General features: G+C 70.0%; 11 protein-coding genes. 5 read left to right on the plus strand and 6 right to left on the minus strand.

What is annotated here, in order from left to right; genetic code table 11:
• Positions 1-127: 127 nt before the first annotated feature.
• Positions 128-1,132 (plus strand): AAA family ATPase, encoded by a 1,005-nt coding sequence (locus HS045_RS03635; protein ID WP_374191356.1) that lies wholly within the window; start codon positions 128-130, stop codon positions 1,130-1,132.
• Positions 1,132-2,454 carry a DUF58 domain-containing protein gene (locus HS045_RS03640; protein ID WP_196449744.1) on the plus strand — a complete coding sequence of 441 codons (1,323 nt, stop codon included), beginning with the start codon at positions 1,132-1,134 and terminating at the stop codon, positions 2,452-2,454. The genes HS045_RS03635 and HS045_RS03640 overlap by 1 nt, the downstream gene beginning before the upstream one ends.
• A 13-nt stretch (positions 2,455-2,467) precedes the next feature.
• Here HS045_RS03640 and HS045_RS03645 read toward each other — a convergent pair whose 3' ends face one another.
• The 6 genes from HS045_RS03645 to HS045_RS03670 all read right to left on the minus strand — a co-directional run bounded on the left by HS045_RS03645 (position 2,468) and on the right by HS045_RS03670 (position 11,786).
• Positions 2,468-2,836 (minus strand): helix-turn-helix domain-containing protein, encoded by a 369-nt coding sequence (locus HS045_RS03645; RefSeq protein ID WP_196449745.1) that lies wholly within the window; start codon positions 2,834-2,836, stop codon positions 2,468-2,470.
• Positions 2,837-3,246: 410 nt separating this feature from the next.
• A complete protein-coding gene (locus HS045_RS03650; RefSeq protein WP_196449746.1) occupies positions 3,247-3,447 on the minus strand; it encodes a hypothetical protein in 201 nt (66 codons plus the stop codon).
• Positions 3,448-3,532: 85 nt separating this feature from the next.
• Positions 3,533-6,814, minus strand: coding sequence for a type I restriction endonuclease subunit R (locus HS045_RS03655; RefSeq protein ID WP_196449747.1), 3,282 nt, complete (start codon positions 6,812-6,814; stop codon positions 3,533-3,535).
• Positions 6,811-8,025 (minus strand): restriction endonuclease subunit S, encoded by a 1,215-nt coding sequence (locus tag HS045_RS03660; RefSeq protein WP_196449748.1) that lies wholly within the window; start codon positions 8,023-8,025, stop codon positions 6,811-6,813. The genes HS045_RS03655 and HS045_RS03660 overlap by 4 nt, the downstream gene beginning before the upstream one ends.
• Positions 8,018-9,634, minus strand: coding sequence for a class I SAM-dependent DNA methyltransferase (locus tag HS045_RS03665; RefSeq protein ID WP_196449749.1), 1,617 nt, complete (start codon positions 9,632-9,634; stop codon positions 8,018-8,020). Before HS045_RS03665 ends, HS045_RS03660 begins: the two co-directional genes overlap by 8 nt.
• Positions 9,635-9,686: 52 nt before the next feature.
• Complete coding sequence (locus HS045_RS03670; protein ID WP_307827369.1) at positions 9,687-11,786, minus strand: hypothetical protein; 2,100 nt, start codon at positions 11,784-11,786, stop codon at positions 9,687-9,689.
• Positions 11,787-12,037: 251 nt separating this feature from the next.
• Here HS045_RS03670 and HS045_RS03675 point away from each other — a divergent pair, with 251 nt between their 5' ends.
• The 3 genes from HS045_RS03675 to HS045_RS03685 all read left to right on the plus strand — a co-directional run bounded on the left by HS045_RS03675 (position 12,038) and on the right by HS045_RS03685 (position 16,052).
• A complete protein-coding gene (locus tag HS045_RS03675; RefSeq protein ID WP_196449750.1) occupies positions 12,038-12,625 on the plus strand; it encodes a hypothetical protein in 588 nt (195 codons plus the stop codon).
• A gap of 108 nt (positions 12,626-12,733) precedes the next feature.
• The gene (locus HS045_RS03680) at positions 12,734-14,578 is read left to right on the plus strand and encodes an ATP-dependent endonuclease (RefSeq protein ID WP_196449751.1); all 1,845 of its coding nucleotides are present in this window, start codon (positions 12,734-12,736) and stop codon (positions 14,576-14,578) included.
• Positions 14,568-16,052: a UvrD-helicase domain-containing protein gene (locus tag HS045_RS03685; protein ID WP_196449752.1), complete on the plus strand. Its 1,485-nt coding sequence runs from the start codon at positions 14,568-14,570 to the stop codon at positions 16,050-16,052. Before HS045_RS03680 ends, HS045_RS03685 begins: the two co-directional genes overlap by 11 nt.
• Positions 16,053-16,192 lie beyond the last annotated feature (140 nt).

Raw genomic sequence — 16,192 nt, forward strand, 5'->3', positions numbered from 1 at the left:
CCCGGCCGCGCCCCCGCCGGCGGATCCTCCGGGCTCCGCGCCTCCGTCGGCGGGCTTCCCCGGCTCCGCGCCCCCGCCCGTCGGCCCCCCGGTGGCCGGACCTCCCCCGATGGCCGGACCTCCTCCCGTGGCCGGACCTCCCCCGGTAACGGACCCGCGACCGGCCGCGCCCGCCGAGAGCGAGGAGAGCCGGGCCGCCCGCGCCTCGCTGGGCGCGCTGCGCGCCGAGGTCGCCAAGGCCGTCGTCGGCCAGGACGCGGTGGTCACCGGACTGGTGATCGCCCTGCTCTGCCGGGGCCACGTGCTGCTCGAAGGCGTCCCCGGCGTCGCCAAGACCCTGCTGGTGCGGACGATGGCCGCCGCGCTCTCCCTGGACTTCAAGCGCGTGCAGTTCACCCCCGACCTGATGCCGGGCGACGTGACGGGCTCGCTGGTCTACGACGCGAAGACCTCGGAGTTCGAGTTCCGCGAGGGTCCGGTCTTCACCCACCTGCTGCTCGCCGACGAGATCAACCGCACCCCGCCCAAGACCCAGGCCGCCCTGCTGGAGGCCATGGAGGAGCGGCAGGTGAGCGTCGAGGGCGAGGCCCGCAGGCTGCCCGACCCGTTCATCGTGGCCGCCACGCAGAACCCGATCGAGTACGAGGGCACCTACCAGCTGCCCGAGGCCCAGCTCGACCGGTTCCTGCTGAAGCTCACCGTCCCGCTCCCGGCGCGCGACCAGGAGATCGCGGTGCTGGAGCGGCACGCCCTCGGCTTCGACCCCCGGGACCTGTCCCACGTCAAGGCCGTCACCTCGGCCGAGGACCTGGCCGTGGGCCGGGCGGCGGTCGCCCGGGTGCACGTCGGCCCCGAGGTCCTCGGCTACGCGGTGGACGTCGCCCGCGCCACCCGGCGGTCGCCGGCCCTGCGCATGGGCGTCTCCCCGCGCGGGGCGACCGCGCTGCTGGGCGCGGCACGGGCGTGGGCGTGGCTCTCCGGCCGCGGCTACGTCACGCCGGACGACATCAAGGCCCTGGCCCTGCCCGCACTCCGGCACCGGATCCAGCTGCGACCCGAGGCCGAGCTCGAGGGCGCCACCCCCGACGGCGTGCTCGACGGCATCCTCGCCTCCGTCCCCGTGCCCCGCTGATGGCGCTCACCGGACGCACGGGGCTGCTCGCCGCCCTCAGCGCGATCGTGGTGCTGTTCGCCCCCCGGCCGGAGGCCGCCGCGGCCGGGCTGCTGCTGGTGCTGGCCGCGCTGGTCGCGGTGGACCTGCTGCTCGCCGGGAGCGTCCGCCCGCTGCGGCTGGAGCGCTCGGGGGAGCACCGGGTACGGCTCGGCGACTCCGCACGGGTGACCCTGACCGTGACCAACCCGGGCGACCGCCGGGTGCGCGGTCTCGTCCGGGACGCCTGGCCGCCCAGCGCCGGCGCCCGGCCGAGGGAGCAGCCCCTGGACGTCCCGGCCGGAGAGCGCCGCCGGGTGACCGTCACCCTGACGCCGCTGCGGCGGGGCGACCGCGACTCCGCCGCGGTCACCGTACGGTCGACCGGGCCGCTGGGACTGGCCGCCCGGCAGGGGTCGCACGCCGTGCCGTGGACGGTGCGGGTGCTGCCGCCCTTCCTCAGCCGCCGCCACCTGCCCGCCAAGCTCTCCCGCCTGCGCGAGCTCGAAGGCCGCAACCCCGTCGCGATCCGCGGGCAGGGCACCGAGTTCGACTCCCTGCGGGAGTACGTCCCGGGCGACGACGTGCGCTCCATCGACTGGCGGGCCACCGCCCGGCGCAGCGACGTCGTGGTGCGGACCTGGCGCCCCGAGCGGGACCGGCGGGTGCTGATCGTGCTCGACACCAGCCGCACCTCGGCCGGGCGCGTCGGCCTCGACCCGGCCTCCGGCGACCCCTCCGGCTGGCCCCGGCTCGACTGGTCGATGGACGCGGCGCTGCTGCTCGCCGCGCTCGCGGCCCGGGCGGGCGACCGGGTGGACTTCCTCGCCCACGACCGGACCGTCCGCGCCTGGGTGCCCGGCGCGTCCCGCACCGAGCTGATGTCGGTCCTGGTGAACGCCATGGCGCCGCTGGAGGCGGAACTGGTCGAGGCCGACGCCGAGGGCATGGTCGCGGCGGTGCTGGCCAGGGCCCGGCACCGCTGCCTGGTGGTGCTGCTCACCGACCTCAACCCGACCGCGCTGGAGGAGGGGCTGCTCCCGGTCCTGCCCCAGTTGGCCGCCCGCCACCAGGTCCTGCTCGCCGCGGTCTCCGACCCGCGGGTCGCCGCCATGGCCCGGGGCCGCGACACCCTGGAGCAGGTCTACGACGCCGCCGCGGCCGAGCACCTGCGGAACGGGCGGCGACGGATGACCGCGCGGCTCCGGGGCCACGGCGTCGAGGTCGTCGACGCCGTCCCCGACCACCTCGCCCCCGCCCTCGCCGACGCCTACCTGGCCCTGAAGGCCGCCGGACGGCTCTGAGCGGATGCCCGGTTCAGGCCGCTGAAGAGTGCCCGTCGCCGGATGCCTCGTCCGGATGCGGACGGTGATGCGGGGTGAAGACGAAGGTCGAGCCGTCGTCGTCCAGCCGGATGGTCAGGGAGGCGTCCAGCGCGCCGGCCAGGCGGGTCAGCAGGGTCAGGGTGGGTACGGCGTCGCCGCCTTCGATGGTGGAGATCTGCGGTCGGGTCATGTCCGCGCGGCGAGCCGGCTCGGTCTGGGAGAGACCGAGAGCGGTCCGGCGGTCGTGGACGGCCTGCCCGAGCGCCAGAGCGTGTCCGGCCTCCACGTAGGCGGGGGATTCCTCGGCCTCCTCCCCCAGAAGCCTCCTGGTCCGCCGGGTCTTCCACTGGGAATGGTTCATGGAGTGATCAGAGCGAGGCCGTGGTACGTCGCGAAATCCTCGAAGTCCTTGACGTTCAACGTGGCGAGTGGGACGTCATGGATCAAGCAGCAGGCGGCGATCCACATGTCATTCATCGGCCGGGGCCGACCTCGTAGCATCGCAGCGGCGGCCAATTCTCCCCAGGCGGTCGCGACATCTTCGTCCCCCAGCAGGACGGGGAGAGCGGACAGTCAGCGGGCGAACTCGCTACGGCTGCGGGCGCCCCATCTGCGTACTTCGGTCCACTTGGTGAGTTCCCCTAGAGTGACGAAGGTGATCAATGGGTAAGTGCCGATCAGCTTGGCTTCCAAGGTCGCTGGAACACGACGCTTATGCGTCAGAGATGCGACATCGGTATCCCAGATGACCAAACGAGCGGGCATGAGCCCTTACGCTAGCTCGCGCTGACGTTCAGCGTGGGTGAAGGCGATGAACTCGTCCAGCTCCTCGTCGCTTTCGAAGGTGTCGGCTGTGAATTCGTCCATCGACTCGATCGGGTGGGCGCGCTTGTCTCTGACCAGTTCCTCCAGCGAAGTCTTCCGGCGGGCCGGCAGATGATGGATCGGGCGATCAGGCCGACCTTCGCTCATGGTGGTCTCCTCGTCACTGGCCTGCTGTCCTTTCAGGGTACGGTGCGCCCTCCGCATGCGCAGCTCACACCTGCGTCCTTTTCCCTCAACCGGCCGTGCCGTCCCTGGACCACACGTCGGCGAAGTGCTCCATCTGCTGCAGGACCAGCTCGATGGCCTTGACCTCGTAGTCCGGCGGGTAGTTGTGGCGGGCCAGGAGGCGTTTGATCGTGGCGCGGAGGCGGGCGCGGACCGGTTCGCGGGAGATCCAGTCCTTCTTGAGGTTCTTCTGCACCTGGACGATCAGCTCGCGGGCGATGCCCGCGAGGACCTCGTCCCCCATCATCTCGCGCGCGGTGCCGTGGTCGGCGACCGCGTCGTAGAACGCGAGCTCCCGCCAGTCCAGGGGCGGGGTGAACTCCTCGCCGCGCCGGTGGTCGTCCGCGATCTCCTTGGCCAGCTCGACCAGCTTGGCGATGATCTCCGCGCTGGTGAGCTGCTCGCGCATGTACCTGATCATGAGGTCCTGGAGGCGCTCGGAGAACGTCGTCCGCCGCACGATGTTGTGCCGGGTGACCTCGCGCATCCTCCGCTCGATGAGCCGCCGCAGCGCCTCGGCGGCCAGGTGCGGCGTCTCGCTGTTCGCCAGCCTGGCGACGAGGGCCTCGTTGAGGTGCGTCAGGTCGGCGGTCTCCAAGCCGGCCTCGGCGAACAGGTCGGTGACCCCGTCCGTCTCCACGACCGTGGAGGTCAGCTGCGCGAGGTAGAGCTCGACGTCGCGGGCGACGGGCAGGCCCCTCGCCTCGCGGTCCATGGCGTCCAGCTTCGCCATGTAGGCGCGGACCTCGACGAAGAACTGGATGTCGCGCCGCCACGTCCCCTCGTGGTCGGGGAAGCGCGTCCCGAGGTCGGCGGAGGACGCGGTGAGCGCGTAGAAGCGCTCCAGCCGGTGCGCGTGGTCCCGGAAGCGGCGGCCGAGGGTCTGCCGGGGGTCGTCGAGCTTGTCGGGGTTGTTGCCGGGGGTCTTGACGTCCCGCAGGTGGTTCGCGGTGCGCAGCGCCGCGTCGATGAAGGAGGTACGGCCCGGCGTGGCCAGCAGGCCCCGCCAGTCGACGCCCCGCAGGATGCCGTCGATGATGTCGTACTCGTTGCGCAGCTCGTCCAGCGCCCGGTCGATGTCCTGGCCCAGCGTCCGGTCCTGCCGGTCGGCCGCGGAGTACTCCCTGATGGCTTCCTGGAGCTTCTCGGTGAGCGGGGCGTAGCCGACCAGCAGCCCGTCCTCCTTGCCGCGGAAGCGGCGGTTGACGCGGGCCAGCGCCTGCATGAGGTTGGCGCCCCGGAGCGGCCGGTCGAGGTACATCGTGTGGATCGGCGGCGCGTCGAAGCCGGTCAGCAGCATGTTGTTGACGATGAGCAGCTCCAGCTCGTCGTCGGGGTCCTTGGCCCGGTTGATGGCGGCCTTGCGCTGGGAGTCGCGCAGCGCGTGGGCCCGCAGGCGCTCCGGGTCCTTCCGGGAGTCCGACGAGAACACGATCTTCATCGCGCCCTTGGCGGGGTCGTCGCTGTGCCACTCCGGGCGCAGCTCGCGCAGCGCGTCGTAGACGCTGACGCAGATGTCGCGGGTCGCGCAGACGACCATCGCCTTACCGGTCGCGCCGCCGGTCTCCGAGACGCCGACGAACGGCTTCATCCGCTCGCGCCGGGACTCCCAGTGGGCGACCAGGTCGGCGGTCAGGTCGCGGATACGGGCGGGCGCGCCGTACATCGCGTTCATGGTGGCGACGGCCTGCTCGACCCGGCGGCGCTCGGTCTCGTCCAGCCCGTCGGTGATCCGGTCCGCCCGCTCATCGATCTCCGCAGTGTCGACGCCGGAGTCGAAGACGAGCTCGATGACGCGGCTCTCGTGGTAGACCTTCACCGTCGCGCCGTCGTCGGCGGCCCGCTTGAGGTCGTAGACGTCGATGTAGCCCGCGTAGGCGCCCCGGTCGCCGAAGACGTCCCGGGTGTTGCGGTCCGCTTCGGAGATCGGGGTGCCGGTGAAGGCGAGCAGGGTGGCGTGCGGCAGGGCGTCGCGCAGGTGGCGGGCGTAGCCGTCGAGGGTGTCGTAGTGGCTGCGGTGCGCCTCGTCGACCACCACGACGATGTTGCGCCGGTCGGACAGGAGCGGGTGGTCGATCCCCGACTCCTTCTCCTCCCTGGTCCGGCTGAACTTCTGCAGGGTGGTGAAGAGGATGCCGCCGGTCCGCTTGTCGGTCAGCTCCGCGCGCAGCTCGGCGCGGGTGAGGATCTGCCGGGGCCGCTCGGGCAGGATCTCGCTCTCGCAGAAGGTGGAGTAGAGCTGGTCGTCGAGGTCGTTGCGGTCGGTGATGACGAGGATCGTCGGGTTGAGCAGTGCAGGGTCGCGCATGACCAGGTTGCCGGTCAGCACCATCTCCTCGGACTTGCCCGAGCCCTGCGTGTGCCAGACCACGCCGGCCCTGCCGTCGGTCGCGGCGGCCTCCCGTACGGCCTGCGCGGCCCGGTTGACGGCGAAGTACTGGTGCGGCTTGGCGATCCGCTTCATCCTCTTCGACGGCACGAAGTTGATGAAGGAGGCGACCAGCGACAGGAACCGCTCGTGAGTGAACAGCCCGTGCAGGGCGAGGTTCTGCGCCGACTCCGACAGGCCCGCGCCGTCCAGCGACTCGACCTGGCCGCCGTCCTCGTCCACGTTCCACGGCGCGAAGTGCTCGAACGGGGTGAACGGCGTGCCGTACTTCGCGGTGACGCCGTCGGAGAGCAGCACGACCGCGTTGTAGCGGAAGGCCGTCGGGAACTCCTGGACGTACCATCCGATCTGCGCGTGCGCGTCCTCCAGCGTCGCGTGCTCGTCCCCGGCCCGCTTGATCTCCAGTACGGCCAGCGGCAGGCCGTTGACGTAGAGGACGAGGTCGAAGCGGCGGTTCCGCTCCCCCTGGATGACGGTGACCTGCCGGAGCGCCCGGTAGGTGTTCGCGGCCGGGTCGGCCAGATCGACCAGCCGGACGGTCGGGTTGTGCTCGGCGCCGAACTCGTCGGTGTAGGTCACCGAGCGGATGCCGCCGGTCAGGTGGCCGTGCGCGGCCCGGTTCTCCTCGTAGGCGTCGGCCGACCCGGTCCGGGTCGCCTCCTCCACCGCCCTGCGCACGGCGTCCGGCGGCAGGCCGGGGTTGAGCCGCTCAACCGCCTCGCGCAGGTCGGAGTAGAGGATGAGGTCGTTCCAGGCGGCCCGGTGCCCGGAACCGGGCGCGAACTCATTGCCGTGGGCGGGGAGCCAGTCCAGCTCGGCGAGCTCGTCAAGGGCGAGGTGCTCCCAGTCGATCTCCAGGGGGCGGAAGCGGAGGTCGGCGTCTTCGGGGGGAGGGGTCATGTCGCATCCTCGACGATCTTCTCGGCATCCCTGACGCGGAGCCGGCCGGACATGAGCTGGGGGAGGAGAGTGTCCCGGAGAGTGGCGAGAGTTTGGGATTCCGCACGAGCCATGGCCGCAGTACGGGCCAGATTCTGAATCCGCAACCTCACGTCGCCGAACTTGCGCGGGTCCACGACCTCAGAGGCAAGCACCTCAGCAGGACGGACTCGCTGGTGACTCTTCGAGGTTCCCGTCACCTTCGATGTGAGAGTGTCGAGGAAGTCTTGCTGCGCAGTGACCGCCCACAGCTCGTGGGGGGTGAGGTCTTCACTCGGCGCCAAGACCAGGAATTCCGTTGAAGCCAGCGCCGGGACCCCCGAGTACGGCTCCACATTCCAGACACGTGGGATGTCCGGATTCAGCTTTGAGAGCAGCACAGAGGGGGAGTCGATCAGGAACTTGTTGCTCTTGATGGATTCCGGTGGCACGCGCTCCGGACACTTCCCCGCATCGAACGCAGGCAGGCTGTAATGGTCGACCTGCGCATCCACCATTTCTACCGGAGAAACCTGCTCCTTTCGGAGAGTACAGATTTCGTCGAGGCGAACGCGAGAGGACCAGCGCTTTCCAGATGCCGTGACCAATACCAGATCTTCGGCCGTGGTCGCGATGCGCTCGTTGACGGCGATCTTGTCGTCCAGTGCCCCTAATACAGCACTGATCGCCTTCTGCTCTGCGAGATCGGGGTTCGGCACTTTAAGATTGCGAATTGAGGTAAGCGGAGTAGCGATTCCCGGAACTCCGACCGTAGAAGAGTGGACCAGGATCGAGTGCTGCCCAGCGGGGGACTGAAACCAGTAGTAGTAGAATTCGGGGAGCGCCTTGCTTTCGTCAAGCCGAGTCTTCACCTGACTTGACCCGATAACATACCGTTCAAACCGAGGCTCACGAGGAAGCATGGAGACCTGGCCGATCGTTCCCCGGTGAGTAAATATCAAGTCACCCGGCTCGATGTTGGCAGAGAAAATCTCATCCGCCTTTTCATCGGTAATATAGACGAATTCATCGTCCAAGAAGATCCCGTTCGCCAGATTGACTCCACGAATTACAGGAACGCCGGAGTTGACGTAATTTTCTTTGGTGATCTTCGATCCGAATGGCCCCATTGCGAAGGCTGCGCGATCGGATGAGGCCAGCGATCCATAGGTGACGAAATCCCACTCAGCCATGGATTCTCCCCAGCTGCTCACGGACTGCCTTGGCCAGCTCGTCCGACCTGTCGAAGAGTCCGTACAGATCCTCCGTCAGCGTCTCGATCTTCTCTGCGATCGCCTCCGGGGCCTCTTCCTCGGTCTCCACGGCCCCGACGTACCGTCCCGGCGTGAGCACGTATCCGTGCGAGCGGACCGTCTCCAGTTCAGCCGAGAAGCAGAACCCCGGCTCATCGGCATAGACCAGCCCGGCCTCGCGGGCCGAGACCGTGCCCCGCCAGGCGTGATACGCACCCGCGATCTTCGCGATGTCGGCTTCCGTCAGGACGCGCTCGGTCCGGTCGGCCATCTCGCCCATGCCGCGCGCGTCGATGAAGAGGATCTCGCCGCGCCGGTCGGCCAGCCGCCGGCCGCCCTGCGGCGTCTTGTCCTTCGCCAGGAACCACAGGCACGCCGGGATCTGCGTGGTCCGGAAGAGCTGGGACGGCAGTGCGACCATGCACGCCACCAGATCCCCATCGACCAGGGCCTTACGGATCCCCCCTTGACCACTCTGCTGGTCGCTGGTGGAGCCGTTGGCCAGGACCACGCCCGCCGTGCCGCGCTCGCCCAGCTTGCCGATGATGTGCTGGAGCCAGGCGTAGTTGGCGTTGTTCCGCGGCGGCACGCCGTACTTCCAGCGGGGGTCGTACTCGTTGCGCGCCCAGTCCTTGATGTTGAACGGCGGGTTGGCGAGGACGAAGTCGGCCTTGAGGTCGGGGTGCTTGTCGTCGGCGAAGGTGTCGCCCCAGCGGGCGGCGAGGTTGCCGTCGATGCCGTGGATGGCGAGGTTCATCTTGGCCAGCCGCCAGGTCCGCTCGTTGAGCTCCTGGCCGAAGACCGAGATGTCGGCCTTGTTGCCGGCGTGGGCCTCGACGAACTTGCCGGCCTGGACGAACATGCCGCCCGAGCCGCAGGCCGGGTCGTACACCCGCCCCTCGTACGGTTCCAGGATCTCGACCAGCAGCCGGACGACGCTGCCCGGGGTGTAGAACTCGCCGCCCTTCTTGCCCTCGGCGCGGGCGAAGTTGCCGAGGAAGTACTCGTAGGTCTCCCCCAGCACGTCCTGCGCGGGCCGGTCGCCGCGCCCGGAGAAGCGGGCGTCGCTGATGAGGTCGATCAGCCCGGTGAGGATCTTCTCGTCGACGCTGGAGCTGTTGTAGATCTTCGGCAGGACGCCGGTCAGCGCGGCGTTCTCCTTCATGATCTTGTCCATCGCGTCGTTCAGCAGCTCGCCCGGCTTCTGGCTCTTGGCGTGCGCCGCGATCCACGACCAGCGCGCCTCCTCGGGGACCCAGAAGACGTTGTGGCCGGTGTACTCGTCCTTGTCCTCCAGGAACTCCTCCAGCCGCTCCTCAGCGATGCCGTCCTCGGCCAGCTCCTTGGCCAGGTCGGTGCGGCGCTCCTCGAAGGCGTCGGAGACGTACTTGAGGAAGATCAGGCCGAGGACGAACTCCTTGTACTGCGCGGCGTCCAGGGAACCGCGGAGCTTGTCGGCCGTCTTCCAGAGGAGGTCGCGGATCTCCTTGGGGGTGGAGGCGCTGAACAACTCCGCCTGTGCGTCGGCGGCTCTCTTCGCAGGGGGCATCGGGGGACGTTCTCCTTCGGGTCGCGGTTCGGGCGGCGGTTCGGGTCGCGGGTCAGGTGGCGGTGGGCGCGGGCAGCAAGGTGAGCGTGCCGTCGGTGAGACCGGCGGCGGTGAGACGGGCCAGATCGTCCAGCGCGGCGGTCTGCGCCCGCAGGAGCGCGCTCCGCCGGTCGATCTCCGCGAGAAGAGTGTCGTACCTCTCCGCCTCCTCGGGGGCGAGATCGGGAATGCTCAGGTCTTCGAGGCGCCGGGAGGCGCGCACGGCCCCGCTGACGCGCCGGTGCTCGGCGGCGGCGGCCCGCAGCAGCGCGGCCAACACCCGGGGGCGCACCGGACGTTCGGCGTCGGGCCGGACCCGCAGGACGCGAGCCGGGTAGGCGACCACGCGGAGCCCCTCCTCGTCCACGTACGCGCCGAACTCGGGGCTGGTGGTGACGACGACATCACCGGGCCGGGTGAAGCCCGCGTGCTCGTACTCGGCGATGAACACCAGGCGGTCGATCCGGTGCCTCCCGGCGGGCTCGGCGCCCACGACCTCGGCGGTGGTGAGAACCGTGTAGTCGCCGTCGGAGCCGAGGTGCTCGGGTGCGATCCGGTGACCGGGCAGCCGCCGAAGGCGGCGTTCCTGCAGCATCCGCCCGACCGTCGTGCGCCGTACGGACCGGTCCTCGGGCCGCAGGGCGGCGTGCGTGCGCAGCTCGGCGCGCCCGTCGAGGGCCACGCGGGCCCGCTCCACCAGCTCTCCCAGGTGGATCTCCAGCTGGGAGATACGCACGGGGCGTTCCACGACCGCGCGGGTGTAGCGGCTCTCGTGCGGCCGGTGCTGCGGGGTGAAGGCGGCGCCGGGCCGGTCGTCGAGGACCTTGGCCGGCAGGACCACCCCGTGCCGGGGCGCGTGCCGTACATCCGCCCGCCAGCCCGCCGCGCGGAAGATCTGCACGTCCTCCACGAGCGCGTCGAGGGTCCGCCCGTCGAGCGGCCGGGCGGACAGGTCCGTGAGCAGGACCAGTCCGCGCTGCTCCGCCTCCGGAGTGCGGGAGAGGACCCACACGGCGGTGCGGTGGCCGGGCCGGTAGGGGAACGCCCCGTCGGGGAGGCCGATCGCGGCCTTGAGCAGGCCGCCGGTGAGGAACGACCGGCGCAGGCGGTCGGCGTCGCCCTGCGCGGGGAGGGGGTGGACCAACGCGTCGGCCGGGCCGAGGACGACCGCGGTGCGCCCCGCGCCGAGCAGGTCGGTGAGCGCCTGGACCCGCTCCAGCGCGGCCGACGCCTCGCGCTGCTCGGCGGGCTCGTACGGCAGTGCGCAGAGCACGATGTCGGGGTCGCCCCAGTCGTCGAGCGGGAGCTCCGTGCCCTCGGCCACGTCGAGCTGGAACTCGTACACCCCGCGCACGAGCATCCGGCGGCGCACCAGGCGGGCGAAGGCCGGGTCGGGGTCGGCGGCGAGGTAGGTGTGGCCGGCGTCCGAAGCGGCCTGCGCGTGCAGCGCGGCCGGCAGATCGCCGCTGCGGGCGTACGGCGTGGCGACGGTCCCCCCGTCCTCCAGCTCGCCGATCCCGCAGAGCCGGGCGAGCGCACCGGCGAGCACGGGCGCGGGTTCGTCGGCGACCAGCTCGTGCGAACCGAGGCGGCGGCGGGCGTCCAGCACCCAGTCGAAGGCTTCGGCGGGCGTGTAGGCGGCCTCGACCAGCTCGTCGGCGAGCTCCGCGAGAGCCGTTCCGACGCCTTCCGTCATCGGAACCGCGTGCAGTTCGGCGAGGAGGAACAGGTCCTCGGAGTCGAGGCGGGCGGCCTGCTTCAGGACGGCGTCCCAGCCGGAGCCGGAGAGCGGGGCGTCCTGCTGCCGCCGCAGGCAGATGAGCGCGGTGAGCGCGCCGACCAGGACATGGGCGGGCAGCCGGTCCCGCCAGCCCGTCAGGGTGTGCAGCGCCAGCTCCGCGCGGAGCGTCCGGGGCTCCGCGTTGCCGCGCCCGGTGTCCAGCAGCCAGGCGACCACCTTCCGCCCGTCGAAGAAGGGACGGCCGCCCTCGTGCGCCACCGGCTCGGGGAAGTCGCCGTGCCGGCGGGCCCAGTTGGTGGGCACGGGCCTGCGGACCCCGGCCAACGCCGCGATCTCGGCCAAGGAGACCCGCCAGGGGAAACCCTCGTACACCGTCCGCACCTCCTTCCGCTCCATCGGCCGTCCGCGCCTCGACATGAACCGATCCGGCGCTCCACCGACGCGATCAGCACCTTACCGCCGACGGAGTCGTTATTTTCAGAAAGCGGTGATAACGGGGGTTACCAGAGAATTCAGATCGCCATCACTTCTGGTTCTGGCACAGTCCTCCATGAGCTTCCGAGCTCGTCCAGTCCCGAGAAGTCGGCATCCGCTGGCATCCCCACTGCGAGAGGACCACGGCCATGTCCCACCCCGACCCGAATGCCCCGTTCGGCCCGCAGCCCGCCCCGCCGTACCAGCCGCACCCCGGCATGCACCCGGGCGCCCAGGTCCCAGGCGGATGGCCTCTCCCGCCGACGAACGTCCCTCAGCCCCAGCGCCGTGGAAAGCACTGGCTGGCGTACAGCGCGACGGCGCTCCTCTCACTGTTCATCGGGGTCGGCATCGGTTCCGGCGGCGAGGCGGGGAGCGTCGCCGCCGCACCGCAGCCCACCGTCACGGTGACCGAGGCGGCGGAGCCCGCACCCACGGTCACGGAGACGGTCACCGCCGAGCCCGAGCCGTCTCCGGAGCCGGAGGAGACCGGCCCCGCGACCGGCATGGGGGGAGACGGTCAGTACCTCGTCGGCGAGGACATCAAGCCCGGCACCTACAAGACGGCGGGCGCGGCCGAGGATTCCGGCTGCTACTGGGCCCGGCTCAAGAACGCGTCGGGTGAGCTCAGCGGGATCATCGCCAACGACAACATCACCGGTCCGGCCCGCGTGACCCTCAAGAAGGGCGAGTACTTCGAGACCAACCGCTGCCAGGAGTGGAAGCTCGTCGGGTGATCCTCCCCCGACGATGATCCGGGCGGAACGCGGAGGCCGTTCACCGCCCGGCGGCGACGTGAGTCGCCGGACTCGATATGAGACCAAAGGTTTGACCAGGAGACACGGATGTATCTTGGAAAGATCACCGTCGACGGCTTCAGAGCCGCCGCGGGGAGTTCGATCGAATGTGAGATTCCGGGGCGGTTCGCCGCGCTCCTCGGCCCCAACGGGGGCGGGAAGACCACGGTCAGTGACGCGATCTATCTGGCGCACCCTGAGGTCTTCCCTTCGCTGTCCTGGTTCCCGGCCTCCACGCTGGGACCGGCTCGGCGCTCGGTCGAGGTGACGTACAGGCACTCGAAGAACGGCCCCGGCGTGCCCGGCACCCTCGACCACATGCTCTACGGCCAGGGCGTCTTCCACGACATCTCGTGGAAGCGCGAGCTCTACCCCCGGGTCGGGCGAGTCCGGACCAGGTCTCTGTTCGGCACGGTTCCGGCCGCCGACCGCATCCGGCTCATCTACCTCCCCGCCAACCGGAACCCCGTCGACGAGCTCGGCCGCCGCGAGGCCCGCTCACTCATCGACCTGCTCCGCGCGCAGCAGCAGCGGCTCACCGGCCGCCGGAGCCTGTACGACCTCCGGGACCACGCCGAGCAGCTGCTGGAACACCTGGCACGGCACGACCTGATCCAGGAAGTGGAGAGCCGTATCTCGGGCTATTTCTCCGACCTGTCGGACGGGGTCGACCAGCAGTTCCCCTACGTGCGGGGACAGCAGGTCGATGACGCCTACCTGGCACGCGTGCTGGAACTGCTCCTGTCCATGACGGACGACCGGGCCATGGCGCACCGCCTGGAGATCAGCAGCCTCGGGTACGTCAACCTGCTGCACATCGCCGTGACCCTGGCCGCGATCCCGGATCTCACCGCCAACCGGCAGGCGCGTACGGGTTCCGCGTGGGAAGGACTCGAGCCCGACGACCGGGCGCGCATCGCCGAGGAAGAGGCCGCGCTGGAGGAGGAGTCCTTCTTCCCCCGTGACTCCTTCCACGCGACGGTAGTGATCGAGGAACCGGAGGCACACCTGCACCCGCAGTTGCAGCACGGGCTGGTCCGCTACCTCCGGACGATGGTCCAGAAGCGGCCCGAACTCCAGGTGATCCTGAGCACCAACGCCACGGACGTCATCTCCGCCTGCGACCCGGCCGAACTGGTGGTTCTCCGCAAGCTCGCCGACGGGACGAGGGTCGCGCGAACCGTCACCAGAATGCCGATCGTGAATCGCGACGGAGTCCTCACCATGGCCCGCCTGCACATGGACGGCATGCGCTCCTCGGCTCTCTTCGCCGAGCGGCTCGCCGTGGTGGAGGGCGTGACCGACGTGATCGTCCTGCGTCAGTTCGGCCGGGTGTGGGCGGGATCCGACCGGCGGAAGCAGTCATTCGTCAACGCGCTGACCATCGTCCCCATGGGCGCCAAGGTGGGGTCCTGGATCGTGCGCCTGCTGGCCACCAAGGGGCACGAGATCTGCCGGCGACTGGCCGTCATGCGTGACTCCGACCAGCCCTTCGACCAGGTTCCCACGCCTCCGGCGTGGCTCGCCGACCATGACGATCAGGTGGTGGGTCACTTCCCCAGCCACCCGACGCTGGAACCTGCGATCACCGAGGGCAACGAGGCCCTCATCACGAGGGCCCTGAAGAGCCTCAGGGTGCAGCCCCCGGATGTGATCACTCCCGAAACGATCCACGGACTCTTCCGTAGTGCCTCGACCAAACGCGACGTCCCCCACCCCGCCGGTCCTGCGGCGAAGCACAAGGGCGAGTTCGCCCTGGTCATGGCGGCGCTGCTGGATGAGGTCGTCCACGCAGGGGCCGCCGGCTCCGTGCAGGTGCCCAAGCACATGGCGGACCTCTTCGACTTCCTCTACGACGCTGACGACGGGATGGTGGCGGCCGATGCCGAGTGACCTCACGCTGACCGGGGAGCAGCGCCGTGCGGCCTCGGCCCCGCAGAGGCGGGTCTACATGGAGTCGGCTCCCGGCTCCGGCAAGACGACGGTGGCCGCCGAGAGGTTCGGTTTCCTGCGGTACGGTTTCCCGCCCGACGGCCGCGCCGTACTCGGGCTCGCGTTCACCCGGTCGGCCGCCGCGGAACTGCGGACGAGAGTCCTGTCCCGGTGGGGCAGGGCTTCGCTGACCTGGCCGAACCGCATCGACACCCTTGACGCCTTCATCCGCGACATCCTCATGTTCCTGCTTCGGACGGGACGGCTGAGCTGGCCGGGCGGCCGGCGGGAACTCGTCGTCAGCGACACGTGGGAGGTCTGGGGTGTCTCCACCTGGCGGCGGGATGCGCCTCGCCTGGCCCCTCACCTGCGCATCGATCAGGGCGAGGTCATCTGCGAGGGGTCGTCCCGGTTCCTCGCTCCGCTGGCCGAAGGGCACTGCACCCACGCTGAGGTGCGTGCCGTGGTCGGGGCCGCCCTGAGTTGCCCGATCTTGAGGTCCGTGATCGGGGACTTCGTCCGGCGCTCCGTCAGCGCGGTCGTCATCGATGAGGCCTTCGATGCGAACGATCTCGACCTGCGGATTCTCACCCTGCTGTGCGAGGAGGATCTACCGATGACCCTGGTCGGTGATCCGTGGCAGGCGCTCTACGAGTTCCGCGGCGCTCGGCCGCTGCTCGTCGAGAGACTCCTGGCGGAGCAGGACTTCCACGAATCACCGTTGAGGCGGTCGTTCCGCTTCCGGAGCCCGGCGACGCAGAGCCTCGCCGACGGCCTACGTCTCGGGGTCCCCGTCGTCGTTCCCGTACGGGGGCCGGGCGGGAAAGTTGACGTGGCGCTCGCCGCCGGGTGGGCCGAGCTGTGGGACCTCGACCCGGAGATCCTGCCTCTGTCGTTCGGGCAACCCACAAGCGGCGGGAAGGCCCTGGCCACGCTTCTGTTGAACCGCTTCACGTCCACTGCACTGGGTAGCTCGGCCGTGTTCTTGAAGGATGCGCTGCACAAGTTGGATCTTCCGCACGACGTCGACCTCACGGAAGAACTGGACGGAGTTCTACACCTGCTCCGCGAAGGAGGGGCGGGCGCTTCGGACGCCGCCGGTGACCGATTGATCGGTGCAGTCCGAAAGCTCGGCATGACCAGGACGAGGCTGGTTCGGGGGGAGAATTTCAGGAAGAACCTGCAAGATCTCGGGCGTCGCGTCGCTTCGGACCCGGTCGGCTTCATCCCGGGCTTGACCGTCCACCAGGCGAAGGGACGGGAGTGGGACACTGTTGGTTTCCTGCCGAAAAGAAGCGATCTCGCAGCTCTGCGATCCGGCCTGAGCCATCATCGGATCGGTGATCGACTGATCTACGTCGCGCTCACTCGCGGCAGGCTCTCGACCACTCTCCTCGATTGCATCCATGGGAGCGGCGAGAGCTTCGACGCATGACGTACCCGGGATCGGCGGCGGGTTGCGCCTTCCACCGCCGATCCCGGGCAGGGGCCGGTGCCCGTGGGAAAGAGCCGAAGCTCGGACACGGCCCCTTGGGACGTCGGCTCCCGGGTACGGGGAAACCGGGGAGCCGACGG

The organism is Planomonospora sp. ID82291, assembly GCF_015711645.1.
GTDB lineage: Bacteria > Actinomycetota > Actinomycetes > Streptosporangiales > Streptosporangiaceae > Planomonospora.